At 42.5% G+C, this 12958-nt stretch carries 11 protein-coding genes; 6 read left to right on the top strand and 5 right to left on the bottom strand.

The features are described from left to right. Nucleotides 1–34: 34 nt before the first annotated feature. From msrA to AN213_RS08175, 3 genes are all read right to left on the bottom strand, one after another. Nucleotides 35–568 (bottom strand): peptide-methionine (S)-S-oxide reductase MsrA, encoded by a 534-nt coding sequence (gene msrA / locus AN213_RS08185; RefSeq protein WP_054560929.1) that lies wholly within the window; start codon nt 566–568, stop codon nt 35–37. A gap of 84 nt (nt 569–652) precedes the next feature. After that, complete coding sequence (locus tag AN213_RS08180; RefSeq protein WP_055198249.1) at nt 653–3751, bottom strand: efflux RND transporter permease subunit; 3099 nt, start codon at nt 3749–3751, stop codon at nt 653–655. 2 nt (nt 3752–3753) lie between these two features. Continuing rightward, on the bottom strand, nt 3754–4806 hold the full coding sequence (locus AN213_RS08175; protein WP_055198324.1) for an efflux RND transporter periplasmic adaptor subunit: 1053 nt from the start codon (nt 4804–4806) through the stop codon (nt 3754–3756). Between the two features lie 241 nt (nt 4807–5047). On the opposite strand from AN213_RS08175, the gene AN213_RS08170 reads away from it, so the two are divergent. The 4 genes from AN213_RS08170 to AN213_RS08155 all read left to right on the top strand — a co-directional run bounded on the left by AN213_RS08170 (nt 5048) and on the right by AN213_RS08155 (nt 8406). Continuing rightward, a complete protein-coding gene (locus AN213_RS08170) occupies nt 5048–5755 on the top strand; it encodes a DUF2982 domain-containing protein (RefSeq protein ID WP_054560927.1) in 708 nt (235 codons plus the stop codon). 33 nt (nt 5756–5788) lie between these two features. After that, nucleotides 5789–6121 carry a hypothetical protein gene (locus tag AN213_RS08165; RefSeq protein ID WP_054560926.1) on the top strand — a complete coding sequence of 111 codons (333 nt, stop codon included), beginning with the start codon at nt 5789–5791 and terminating at the stop codon, nt 6119–6121. Nucleotides 6122–6204: 83 nt separating this feature from the next. Then, complete coding sequence (locus tag AN213_RS08160; protein ID WP_055198247.1) at nt 6205–7881, top strand: DUF1566 domain-containing protein; 1677 nt, start codon at nt 6205–6207, stop codon at nt 7879–7881. Between the two features lie 3 nt (nt 7882–7884). After that, nucleotides 7885–8406, top strand: coding sequence for a DUF1566 domain-containing protein (locus AN213_RS08155; RefSeq protein ID WP_054560924.1), 522 nt, complete (start codon nt 7885–7887; stop codon nt 8404–8406). Here the strand turns inward: AN213_RS08155 and AN213_RS08150 are convergent. After that, entirely contained in the window at nt 8394–9503 is a 1110-nt protein-coding gene (locus AN213_RS08150) for a tRNA nucleotidyltransferase (RefSeq protein ID WP_055198245.1), read from the bottom strand. The two genes, AN213_RS08155 and AN213_RS08150, sit on opposite strands and share 13 nt — an antisense overlap. Before the next feature lie 125 nt (nt 9504–9628). Between AN213_RS08150 and AN213_RS08145 the strand changes: the two genes are divergently transcribed. Together AN213_RS08145 and AN213_RS08140 are read left to right on the top strand one after the other, a co-directional pair. Continuing rightward, complete coding sequence (locus AN213_RS08145; protein WP_054560922.1) at nt 9629–10546, top strand: ExeA family protein; 918 nt, start codon at nt 9629–9631, stop codon at nt 10544–10546. A gap of 13 nt (nt 10547–10559) precedes the next feature. Next, the gene (locus tag AN213_RS08140; RefSeq protein ID WP_055198243.1) at nt 10560–11612 is read left to right on the top strand and encodes a general secretion pathway protein GspB; all 1053 of its coding nucleotides are present in this window, start codon (nt 10560–10562) and stop codon (nt 11610–11612) included. Nucleotides 11613–11630: 18 nt separating this feature from the next. On the opposite strand, the gene AN213_RS08135 is transcribed toward AN213_RS08140, so the two are convergent. Then, nucleotides 11631–12839 carry an HD-GYP domain-containing protein gene (locus AN213_RS08135; protein ID WP_055198241.1) on the bottom strand — a complete coding sequence of 403 codons (1209 nt, stop codon included), beginning with the start codon at nt 12837–12839 and terminating at the stop codon, nt 11631–11633. Nucleotides 12840–12958: the final 119 nt, after the last annotated feature.

The raw sequence follows: 12958 nt of genomic DNA, 5'->3' as shown, positions 1-12958 counted from the left end.
TCTAAAAGCTCGCTACCTACTTAGCGGGCTTTTTTCATTTTAGTTTATCTGCGTAATACTGTTCGAACTTAGCAAGCTTAGGGGCAATCAGAATACTGCAATAACCTTGATTTGGGTTTTCATTGTAATAGTCTTGATGGTACTGCTCTGCAGGGTAAAAGTTTGTAAGCGGGCTAAGCTCGGTGACAATCGGCTCACGAATTTGCTTTTGTAAGGCATCAATCATGGCTTGAGATTCTGCTTTTTGCTTTTCATCATGATAGTAAATAACACTTCGATACTGGGTGCCGACATCATTACCTTGGCGGTTTAACTGTGTGGCATCGTGTAAAGTGAAGAACATTTCAAGCAGGGTGTTATAGCTTACAATACTGCTGTCAAAATCGAGCTGAACCACTTCAGCGTGACCCGTTAAGCCAGTACAAATTTGCTGATAACTTGGGTTTTCAATCTCACCGCCGGCATAGCCAGAGCTGACATTAAGCACGCCTTTTACACGTCTAAATGCAGCATCAATACACCAAAAGCAGCCGCCGCCAAAAGTAGCGATTTGTATGTTGTTATCCATATTTCACTCCCTTACCGTTTTGCTGACTATAGCCGAAAAAACAAAACGCCGTAAAGACGGCGTTTTGTTAAAGCTTAAGCTCGTTTAAATTTCTTCTAACGGCTTGTCTTTTGCTTGTTGTTCTAACTTGCTCTGCAAGTACTCAGGCGACTGGGTATTTCGAGCAAGTGCGCTGTATGCTGCAGGTACTACGAATAAGGTCAGTAAGGTTGCAACAATAACACCTGTAAATACCACCACACCAATTACCATGCGACTTTCTGCACCTGGGCCACTTGCAAGAACTAGCGGTACCGAGCTCATCACTGTGGTTAGTGAGGTCATAATAATTGGGCGTAAACGCTGCGTTGCCGCTTGGCTAATCGCTTCGTTAAACTCAACGCCTTTATCGCGCAGCTGGTTTGCAAACTCAACAATCAAGATACCGTTTTTCGCACTTAAACCTATCAGCATTACGATACCAATTTGGCTGTAAATATTTAGAGTAAGTCCGGTGTACCACAAGCCAAATAACGCACCCACTAAACCAAGTGGCACAGTAAGCATGATCACAAATGGGTGAATAAAGCTTTCAAACTGGGCTGCAAGTACTAAGAAGGTGACTGTCAGTGCTAGTATGAATACATAGGTCATTGCAGATGCGCCTTCATAGAACAGCTGCGATTCCCCCTTGTAGTCAATTGCACCGTCGATGTCGTTTTCTTCTGCTGCCACTTGATTTAAGAAGTTAAGCGCTTCTTCTAGGGTATAACCATCTGCTAAGTTCGCACTTAACGTAATTGCGCGCATACGGTTATAACGGTTTAAACGCGATGCAGTGGCTTCTTCTTTTAAGCTAATTAAGCTATCTAGCGGCACTAATTCACCACTGCGTGATTTTAAATAGATATTTGAGATATCAGTCGGATTAGCAAAGTCTTCTTTGGTGCCTTTTAAAATCACATCGTATTCTTCACCACGATCGATAAATGTTGTTACGCGGCGTTGGCCTAACATGGTTTCTAGCGTGCGACCCACATCCGATATAGAAACCCCTAAATCAGCGGCTTTGTTTTTATCAATGTTGATTAAAAACTGCGGGAATGTTTCTTTGTAATCATGATCGATTCTTACCAAGCCTGGGTTTTTCTCAGCACGCTTAATAATACGGTCTCGCCAATCGGCTAGCTGGTCGTAATCGTTACCTTGCAGTACAAATTCAATCGGGCGAGATGAACCACCGCCACCAATACCACGGCGCATAATGGCAAACGCACGAACATCGGTCACTTCAGTCATTTTACCGCTGATTTCATCCATTACTTCCCATGTAGAGCGCTTACGCTTATCCCAGTCGGCCATACCAATGATAGCAACACCACCTTGGCCGCCCCATCCAGGTACACGAACAAGCACTCGGCTCAATTCACCAGACTCAGAGTAAGGCATTAAACGTTCTTCAATTTTAGCCATGTTTGCAGCGTTATTTTCATAACTCGCGCCCTCAGGGCCACTCATCATGATAAAGAAAGTACCGCGGTCTTCTTTTGGCGTAAGCTCTGATGGTACTTTTTGAAACAGCATAAAGCTGGCAACACCGGCCAAAATCATAGTCAGTAGTAAGCTCCACTTACGGCCCATATTTGAAGCCAGAGAGTTACGATAGGCATTTTCGATTTTGTTAAAGGTTCTATCCATCCACTGGCTAAACTTGCTTTCTTTTTCTGAAGCTTTTAACACTTTAGAACAAAGCGCCGGAGAAAGGGTTAATGCCGTAATACTAGAAAAGAACACCGCGGCACTTACTGCCATCGCAAATTCTGTGAATAGGGCACCAATACGGCCATCCATAAACACCAGCGGTACGAACACCGCAATCAATACGAGGGTAGTGGCAATAATTGCAAAGCCAACTTCACGGGCACCACGAAACGCAGCAAGCAGTGGTGGTTCACCCAGCTCTATACGGCGGTGAATATTCTCAAGCATTACAATCGCATCATCTACCACTAAACCGATAGCAAGCACGAGTGCCAGAAGAGTTAACAAGTTGATTGAGTAACCCATAGCCAGCAAGAACATAAAGCTGCCTACTAACGCCACTGGTACGGTTACAGCAGGTACTAGGGTTGCGCGGATATTGCCTAAAAATAGGTAAATAACCAAGACAACTAGCGCCATTGAAATCCCAAGGGTTCTATACACTTCATCAATAGACTCTTTGATGAAAATAGATGAGTCATAGCTGTCTTGAATGGTGGTGCCTTCTGGCAGGTTACGCTTAATTTTTTCAAGCTCTGCGCGGGCATTATCAACCACGGTTAGGGTATTGGCTTTGGCTTGTTTTACAATACCCAAACCAATCATATTACGGCCATTACCACGGAATAAGCTTTCGTCGTCAGCAGCTTCTAAGTGAACATCAGCCACTTCACCTAAACGTACTAAATAGCCATCATTGCCACGTTTGATTACTAGGTTTCGAAAGTCTCGCTGATCTTTATAACTACGCGCGGTACGTACTGTAAAATCACGGTCGATAGATTCGATTTCACCGGCAGGTAATTCAACGTTTTCAGTGCGTAAGGTGTTTTCAATATCGCTACTGGTAATACCGCGTGCTGCCATCGCTTTACGGTTTAACCAGATTTTCATTGCGTATTTACGCTCGCCACCAACGCGTACGTTAGAGACACCATCAACAACGGCTAATCGGTCAACAATAAAGCGCTGTGCGTAATCAGATAACTGCAATGAATCCATAGTAGTACTGTTTAGTACGAACCAGGCAATTGGGCTTTCATCACTATTTGACTTAGAGACCTCTGGTGGGCGAACTTGCTCTGGTAAGCTATCAAGGGCACGGGCTACACGTTCGCGTACATCGTTTGATGCGGCATCGATATCGCGGCTGATATTAAACTCAATGGTGATATTTGAGCGACCATTTCGGCTTGATGAGTTAATACTTTTAATGCCTTCGATACCCGAAATGCGGTTTTCGAGTACTTGGGTGATTTTAGTTTCAATAATCTCTGCGCTGGCACCTGTATAATCAGTGCTAACGCTGACAATCGGTGTTTCAATATCTGGGTATTCGCGCAGTGGTAGCATAGAAAAAGCTACCAAACCAAAAGTAAGTAACAACAGGTTTATTACGATCGCAAAGACCGGGCGTTTAACGCTAGTATCAGTAATTTTCATGTTTAGCCCTTGATACTTACTTTGCTGCCAGTACGGATCTTAATGATGCCTTCAGTCACGACTTGCTGACCATTTTCAAGGCCTTTATCAATAGCTACCCAGCCATTGTGACGACCCGCCACATGTACTTCGACTTTGTTAGCAACGCCATCTTCAATTTGGAACACGTAGTGTTTGTCTTGCTGAGGGATGACGGCTTTCTCTGGTACCATAAGCGCTTGGTTTGAGCTTAACTCTAATGCGGTGTTTAACAGCATACCTGGGCGTAATAGGCCTTTTTCATTGATAAAACTTGCAGTCACTTCAACGCTACGAGTGACTGAATCGATACGCGAGCTAATATGCGTCACTTTACCGTTAAAGGTTTTATCTGGGTAAGCATCGTTTTGGGTCATCACTTTCATTCCTAGCTGTAACTGCGCTAGGTATTTTTCTGGTACTTTAAAGTCGACTTTAATGATGCTGATATCATCAAGGGTGGTGATGTTTGTAGTATTGCTAACATAAGTACCAATTGAAATTTCACGCTTACCAAGTAAGCCAGAAAACGGTGCTTTAATCGTCATTTCTGCCAGCTTTGTTTTAGCGCTTTCAAGTTGTGCTTCGGTTGCGTCTACGCGTGATAGCTGCTCTTCTAGTAACGATTTAGCCGTAGCCTGTGAGCGAGATAGCTCAGTAAGGCGTTCAAGTTGACGGCGTTCTTCACGTAAATTAATGCTTAGCTCTTTCACTGCTAACTCTTCTTCTTGAGATTGCAATTGAACCAGTTTTTGACCTTTACTGACTAAGTCGCCATCATTGAAAAAGATATCGGTAACATAATCGTTTTGTGCACTGCGAATATAAATAGCTTGGTTAGCACGAGCACTACCAATTGCTTCTATTAGCACAGCATTTTCTTCGGCTGTAACAGTGTGCGCTGTCACTTGAGTTGCACGGTCGCCAAAGTTGCTTTGCTCACCTTGGCTTGAAGGTAAATACAAATAAATACATAACCCTAGTAAAAGGGTAATAATAAAAGGAAAAAGTGCTTTACCAGATTGTGTAGAATACATCATCGTGTTACCAGAAAATTAGTTGAGTGTAGTGTACAAAATTAGTACGTGCCCCGTATGTCAGGTATCTCATAAATTTGTGCATTTGGCGTAAAAGTTAAAAGTTCGGCTAGTTTGTTCCTTTATTGTGACTAAAAGAGAGGTTTTAGTATGGGTAAAGAGCCAAAATGTAATTATTGTTTAACGCTTAGAAAGATAGTTTTGGTCACAATTGTGATGTTTATTTTTTACTTTTCTGTTTATGGATAAGAAACCTCCTGCACTTAGAGTGCGCGCACAAGCATCCCGCCATGGTAGTGAGTTTTTAATTGTGGGCGGTATTGGGTTAATCATTATTATGCTAGTTAACCTATTGAGGCCCGGTGAAATTAGCATTGTTGAGATTTTTTTAGCCACAACCTGCATAGCGGCAATTTTTGTTGGCTTTTTAAAAACTCAAGAACCATACTTTAGCCTAACATTTACTCAGAATTTACTTATTTATCATCACAAAGTTGGGAATTGGCAGCTAAATCATGCTAATTTTCATCATAGTGGTATACCAAAAGTGGAACAGGGCTTAGAATACCTTGAGTTAAATGCAGTTGGTATTAAACTCAATAACATAGATGAATTTTTAACACAGATTCACCCAAGAATTGCCGGACGATTACTAATAGAGCAGCGTCATCTATTTATGCAAGTTATTCAAAAACATTGCAAAAATGGTGATTGCCCATCAAAATGGTTAATAGAAGAGACGGACTACACTGCCCCAAGTGGTCAGCTTTACAAAGGATTGATTGCCATGTTTGCCAATCGTACGCAGCATTTAAGGCAGTTGACAGGATACGACTTATTATTGCCTGCCAATGTACTTGATGTTGATATTTGGCAATTTAGTGCTGATTTGAATCGTTGGAAACTGAATCCTAGTGAGTTTATAGAGACTCGCTTACTGAAAAAGTAAGCTATAGGTGGCAGTAAGTAGTAGGAAAAGGCTATGAGTCAAGAACGTTCTTTTATTAAAAGCGGTCGAAACACAATTATACATAAAGATAAAAAACTCGACTTAGTGGTTGTGAATGGTGAGAACCATCCACGCATTAAAGTTACTCAAAACGGTTTAGAGCCGTTTAAAGAAGATCTGCCAAAAAACCGTCGTGAAGCCAAAGAACGCTACTTAGAGATGGTGTATGTATCAAGCCCAGATGTATTTGCAGAAGAAAAACGTTTGTTGTTTATTCAAGCCCTTGATGGCAGAGAGTACAAAGTTGATTACAGTAAAATAGGCACTAAGCTCTTCGTACGTATTCACCAAGATAGTTATTTATAATTCCTAGTCTGGCACTTTAATTGCTTGTTATTAGCTTATTTGGCAGTCGGCCATGACCGACTTTGCATTTTAAGGTGGTAAACATGAGATTAGTGCCTCTTACCCTAGTTGCATTAACGACATTAACAGCCTGTGGCGGCGGTGGTGGTTCGAGTGATTCGAACCCAGTCGCAGCAACAGTTAATGCAGGCTCAGATCAGCAAATTATTGAAAAAAGTGAATTTACTGTCTCTGCCCAAGGCTCCCCAGCTGATGGCACCTTTACTTGGGAGCGAGTCAGTGGCCCCGCACTAGAAGGTTTTCCTGCAGAGGGCGCAGAACAAACCATTACCGCGCCTGATATTAAACTCGACTCTGAACTTGTTTTAAAAGTGAATTATCAAACCGATGGGCAACTTGTTTCCGATCAGGTCAGTATTTTTATTACATCAAATAATCAACTGCCTGTTGCAGTGATCACGCAAACAGCTCCAGAAGAATTGCCATCACAATATAATGATGTGATCACATTAAGTGGCGAGGAGTCTGCTGATATTGATGAAAATGGCTCAGTTGACAGTTACTTGTGGACTCAACTTGATGGCCCAGATTTAACGGCTGACAGTTACAACAATCAAACCATTAGCTTTACTCACCCACTACTTGAATCAAATACAGCGATGACATGGCGTTTAACTGTAACGGATGATGAAGGTGGCTCAGCAAGCACTGAAGCATCGTTTACCTTAAACAAAACCGTTGAGGTAATTATTGCGGATGCAGGTGAAGATCAGCAGGTTATTGAGTTTGATACCGTAACCCTCGATGCCAGCAATAGTGAAATTGTGACGGCAACAAAGTCATGTTTTTGGGAGCAATTAACAGGCGAAACTGTGACCTTGGCAAACCAGAACCAGTGTATCACGACGTTTGTAGCCCCAGATGTTGATACCGATTCAGAGCTGAGTTTTGAAGTTACCGTGACTGACAGTAAATCGCGAAGCGACACAGATACTGTGATAATTGATATTAGCCCAAAACCACTCGGTTTAATTAACGATACAGGCATGAGTGATTGCTATAACAACTCACAAAAAATAAATTGTGACAGCGAAGACTTCCCAAGCCAAGACGCCGATGTAGGTCGTGATAGTGTCGCAAACCAACTAGATAAAGTAGGTCAGGGCGACTTAGCGTTTGATTTTACTAAAATGAATGAATTTGCCGACGAACTCCCTGATGATGCTACCAGCTTTAGTTGTGTTCGAGATAATGTGACGGGCCTTATTTGGGAAGTAAAAGAAGCCAGTTCAACATTACCACCGTCGACAGCTGATCGTGCAGCAACAAACCATTATACCTGGTATTTAAATGGTTCAAGTGGTGTGCAAACGGGTAGTGTGCAAGGGGCTGCCGGCTCTACTTGCCCAAGCACCAGTGACTGTGGCCTGCAAACTTACATTAATGATGTGAACAGCAGCGATTTTTGCGGTGGTACAAATTGGCGTGTGCCAACTTACACCGAATTATTAGGGTTATTAGATTATGCCAAGCAAGGTGAGCCTACATTGCTTAATAGTGATTTCTTCCCTAATCAACCAAGTGATACTCAGCTAAGCAGTGATAGTAGCTCATTCATGCCTTATTGGACTTCACAAACAGCGGCAGATGGTACGAGTTTATCGCAAGCTTATATTATCGATATGAGTAGTGCTAATGACTTAGCATATCCAAAAAGTAATACCGCCTTTGTGCGCTTAGTTAGAACGCCGGGAGAGTAAAATATGCGAAAGTTACCTTTAATCACAGTAATTACCGGTATTGCTCTGCAATCGGGTTTTGCTGCTGCGCAAGTATGTTACAGCGCCGTCAATGAGACGACCCCTGATAGCCGTTTTGTAATTAACGAAGATGGCACTGTGAGTGATAGCGAAACGGGTCTTATGTGGCAACGTTGTACGTTTGGTCAAAGTTATGATAGTGACACGGATACTTGCGAGGGCACGAGCCAGCAGCTTACATGGGGCGAAGCTTTACGCGGGGCTGAAAATGCAACCTTTGCTGATTACAGTGATTGGCATGTGCCAAATGTCAAAGAATTAGCAAGTATTTTAGAGCATAGTTGTGTGCAGCCTAGTATTAACGAAAACGCATTTTTATCGACTAAGCTGCAAAACTACTGGAGTAGCACTTCAGGGATCAGTCGCACTGATCTAGCTTGGGTGTATCAATTTGATAAAGGCATCAACAGCCTTCACGCAAAAACGTCCGATGTTTATTTGCGTTTAGTGCGCTACGAAAAGTAGCCTTTAATAATCTCTAACCGCGCTTGCTCAAGCGCGGTTTTTATTTCTGCGCCTTTAATACCTTGTGCAATAAACTGTTGCGGGTTGACTGCTCGTGCTTGCGTGGCTGCATTTACTAAAGAGTCATAGCTGGCTACTGGCTGTTGCTGGCTTATCTCTAGCACCTTTAATACTTGCTCAAAACGTTCAGGACGACGCCATAAATCAAGTTGGTTAAAGCAGGCAAAAACAGCCTCGCTAGATGGTTTTTCTGCACTTAACGTTGTTTGATGTGTTTGGCTAAATAGCGCTAAATCGCGCACTTCATTAGGTATGCGTATCTTGCAAGCTATCGCTTTTATCTCGTCGCTTGAAAGCGCTAAGGTAACTTGGCTAAATAATAACGCAGTGTTACTAACTTGCAGTTTATTCGCATAGGCAAAGCGAGCTTGTAAAGTATGGTAAAGCTCATCACACCATTTACTTTCAAGCTCAGAGCTAATTACATGCAGGCCGCCAATGCTGGCAAGTACATTTAAAAACTCGCAAAATGCGCCATCGCTTAGAGATTTTTCGCATTCTAGCCAAACGCGTTCAGCTGTTAGTGTGTTTAGCTCTTTGGCTTTGACCATATCAATTAAAAGTGCCTTGGTTTCTGGCGCAATAGTAAAGCCGAGGTAATGATAACGAGCAGCAAAACGCGCTACGCGTAATATACGTAGAGGGTCTTCACTAAAGGCATCGGAGACATGACGTAACACACGATTCTCAAGGTCTTGTTGGCCAGAAAAAGGGTCAACTAAGCTGCCATCTTGAGCTTGAGCAATGGCATTTACGGTGAGATCTCGACGAATTAAGTCTTGCTCTAATGTGACATCTGGCGTGAAATCACAAATGAAGCCGGTGTAACCTTGGCCCTGTTTTCGCTCGGTGCGCGCTAGCGCATATTCTTCTTTACTTTGTGGGTGTAAAAATACCGGAAAATCTTTACCAACTTGTTGATAGCCTTGGCTGATCAGTTGCTCAGGCGTTGCACCAACCACCACATAGTCGCGCTCTTTAACGTCACGACCAAGTAGGGCGTCTCTGACTGCGCCACCGACTAAATAAACCTGCATAAAACACCTATAATTTTGCCTTTTCGCTATTTTACGTTATTTAGCCAATAAAATGTAAACAAGGTTTTAAGTAGCGATGTTTTTTGCCATTATAGACCGTGATTTTAAACGCAAGGAATAACACGGTGTATTTAAGCTATTTTGGCTTGTCAGAAAAACCCTTTTCGATTGCCCCAAATCCTGAGTATTTATTTCTTAGTGAGCGCCATAAAGAGGCATTAGCGCACCTTACCTATGGATTAGGTGAAGCGGGTGGCTTCGTTTTGTTAACAGGCGAAGTGGGTACAGGTAAAACAACACTAACAAGAAGTCTGCAAGAGCAGTTACCTGAAAACACCCAAGTGGCACAAATTCATAATCCGGCTTTGTCACAGCTTGAACTGCTTGCCAGTATTTGTGATGAATTAAAGATTGAGTACGACGGTACTAATGCGACTCTGAAGACCCTAACTGATGTGATTAAAAAGCACCTTGAGGCAAATAATCAAGCGGGCGGTCACACCATCTTAATTATTGATGAAGCACAACTACTCGCACCTGATGTGCTAGAGCAGCTGCGCTTGTTAACCAATATCGAAACAGATCATAAAAAGCTGCTGCAAATTGTATTAGTAGGGCAACCTGAGCTTCAAGAACTACTAAAACGCACTGAATTAAGACAACTTGCCCAGCGTATTACTGCGCGTTATCACTTATTACCACTCACTGAAGGACAAGTGTTTGCCTATGTTAAGCACCGTTTATTTAAAGCGGGCACAGAGCAAGCATTGTTCTCAGGGGATGCGTTAAAAGCGATTTATCAGGTTACTCAAGGCGTACCAAGATTGATCAATTTATTATGTGAGCGCTGTTTAGTGGGAGCTTTTTCACAGCAAAAATTGAGTATCGACAGCGAGCTTGTGATGCGCTCAGCCGCAGAAGCACTGCCGCCAACCAGCACTCCTGTTGCTGTAGCAAATAAAGAGCCGAGTTATGTTTGGCTTTACCCAGTTTCATTTTTAGCCGTATTAGGAATGGGTATTGGTTTATCCTACCTAATATAACGAGTGTTCATTTATGTCATTATTACTAGATGCAATTAAACAATCTGATCAGCACGCACAAACTGCCGTTGATCATGACCAAGCCGCACTTGCGCTCAAACAACAGCAAGAATTAACACGGTATCGACGCTTAGCTTTTTCATTTGGGCTATTACTGGCGGCAATATTGACGCTTATGGCAGGATTTTCGATTGGTAAATGGTTACAGCAAACTAAACCTGCTGCTGAGCAGCCAAAGCTTGTTAATAACAGCAATGAAACCACAGAAAACGTTGCCACTGAGGCTCAGGCAAGTCCTGAAACACAGCAACCCGCTAAGCAACAGCAAGTAGCGCAAAGCCAAAACCCGCAAGCGACCAATAACCCAGCCCAAGTAACAACGATGCAACAAGGGCAAGTGCAACAATCTGTACCGCAACAAATGATGCAGCAGGTGCCAGTGCAAGGTCAGCAATATCAGTGGGTACAAGTTCCGGTAAATTCAGCCCCTATGTATGCAAATCAAGGTTATCAAGTACAACCTCAGTACCAGCAACAAGTTGTGTATCAAAATCAGCCAGTGTATCAATCACAGCCACAGTTTTCGCAGCCAATGCAACAAATCAACCCGCAGCAAATGAGCAGTAATGGCATTGATTTAAGTAAATACAAGGTGCTAGGCAAGCCACTTAATGGTCAGCCAACTCAACCAGCTTCTCAATCATCAACAAATGATGAGCTCAAAGATGTACCAGATACATTGAAAGATGCTTTTGCTAAAGCGGTTGAAGATGTTGATAACAAACATAGTGTTGATATTACCCGTAGCACTAAAAATACGTCTTATGCAGAGCCAATTGAGCTCTTGCCTGATGCATTACAAAGTCTCATTCCTACCATTAAATACCAAGCGCATATTTATGCTTCAGAAACATCGAAGCGTTGGATCAAGTTAAATGGGCGTGAGTTATACGAAGGCGATAACATAGGTGTGTTATCAGTAATTGAAATCACTCCAGAGCAGAGCCTACTAAGCTACGATGGCTATGAGTTTACGTTAAAAGCATTGCAAGACTGGCCTGAGTAGCCAGTCTTTATTTTAGGGCTAAGGTAGAATCGCACTCTTAAAAAAGCGGATCAGGTCGATGTTAAAGTCTCTCGGCCTGACTGCTGATTCTAAGCTATCGTGACAACGGCTGTTAGCCAAATCAATATCTTGCACTTCGGTATAGCGTGCATGTTTAGCGTTATAAAACACTTTCACTTGAGGTTTTAAAGGACTTGTAGGGTTACTGTGTGTGACCAAACCTAATTTTTGGCTTTCAAGTTTAACTAAGGTACCAACCGGGTGAACACCGATGCACTGAATAAACTTAGTGACTAGATCTCCGTCAAAGCTATCTGGGCAGCCATCTTTGAGTATTTTAAATGCTTTAATTGGCTCCATTCCTGCTTTGTAGACCCGCTCAGCGGTCAATGCATCATACACATCAACAATTGAAGCCATGCGTACGTACAAGCTTATCTCGTCACCACTTTTACCAAACGGGTAGCCACTGCCATCTAAACGTTCGTGATGGAAGCCTGCTATATCTACAGCAATCCCGCTCAAGCCTGCTTGCTCTAAAATTTCTTTACTGAAACGAGCATGATCTTGAATAGCTTTGTACTCTTCGTCGGTTAACTTGCCAGGCTTATTGAGTATCTCATCGGGAATATTGATCTTACCAATATCGTGAAGTAAAGCACCGGTCGCAAGCTCTTCAATAACGGCTTTTTCAATACCTAAGTGTTTAGCAAAAATACTCATCAAAATTGATACATTGATAGAATGCTCAAGTAGGTAAGCATCTTTTTCACGCATTCGAGTGATACAGGCAAGCGCATCTTGATTACGAAAAACTGAATCAATAAAGCCACTTGCGAGTTCTTTAAAAGGGGCAATATCAATTTTGTTGCCATCGCGGATATCGTCAAAGGCTTTGCTTTGCAATGATCTTGCTTCGTTATATAAGCTGTTTGCTTTGCCCATTTCTGCAGACACACTGTGAGTAGTGTGCCAAGGGTCAAAAGCGCTAGTCTCGCCAACAGGTTGCGGATTATGTTGCTGCTCAACCACTTTATTCTCACTGTCTAAGGTCAGTGTTTTGTCTGGGTCTATCGCTATTTCTAATATGCCAGCCTTGATCAGCTTGTCTATGCTTCCCTGTGTTTTTACCCAACCTTGGTTTTTTATACGGATCTTGCCTTTTTGTTTTGTCACACTTTGGACAAACATGCCGGGCTTAAGTTGATTGATAGGGAGTGTTTTCAAAGCCTTTACTTCTAGTCGAATACATTACTATAAAACTAGCAGAAAATTTGTAGCTCGGTAAACAAGAATAGTAAAAAGGTATCTGTAAAAATCAAAAGCCCCCGCAAATGCGAGGGCTT

This window comes from Pseudoalteromonas sp. P1-8 (assembly GCF_001399985.1).
In the GTDB taxonomy this organism is placed as follows: Bacteria; Pseudomonadota; Gammaproteobacteria; order Enterobacterales; family Alteromonadaceae; genus Pseudoalteromonas.
This window is presented reverse-complemented; position numbering and strand designations above follow the sequence as displayed.

Coding starts and splice junctions, on each gene's coding strand:
- AN213_RS08180 (WP_055198249.1), bottom strand. CDS start 3,751: ATGAAAATTACTGATACTAGCGTTAAACGCCCGGTCTTTGCGATCGTA.
- AN213_RS08160 (WP_055198247.1), top strand. CDS start 6,205: ATGAGATTAGTGCCTCTTACCCTAGTTGCATTAACGACATTAACAGCC.
- AN213_RS08140 (WP_055198243.1), top strand. CDS start 10,560: ATGTCATTATTACTAGATGCAATTAAACAATCTGATCAGCACGCACAA.
- AN213_RS08150 (WP_055198245.1), bottom strand. CDS start 9,503: ATGCAGGTTTATTTAGTCGGTGGCGCAGTCAGAGACGCCCTACTTGGT.
- AN213_RS08155 (WP_054560924.1), top strand. CDS start 7,885: ATGCGAAAGTTACCTTTAATCACAGTAATTACCGGTATTGCTCTGCAA.
- AN213_RS08170 (WP_054560927.1), top strand. CDS start 5,048: ATGGATAAGAAACCTCCTGCACTTAGAGTGCGCGCACAAGCATCCCGC.
- AN213_RS08165 (WP_054560926.1), top strand. CDS start 5,789: ATGAGTCAAGAACGTTCTTTTATTAAAAGCGGTCGAAACACAATTATA.
- AN213_RS08175 (WP_055198324.1), bottom strand. CDS start 4,806: ATGTATTCTACACAATCTGGTAAAGCACTTTTTCCTTTTATTATTACC.
- msrA (WP_054560929.1), bottom strand. CDS start 568: ATGGATAACAACATACAAATCGCTACTTTTGGCGGCGGCTGCTTTTGG.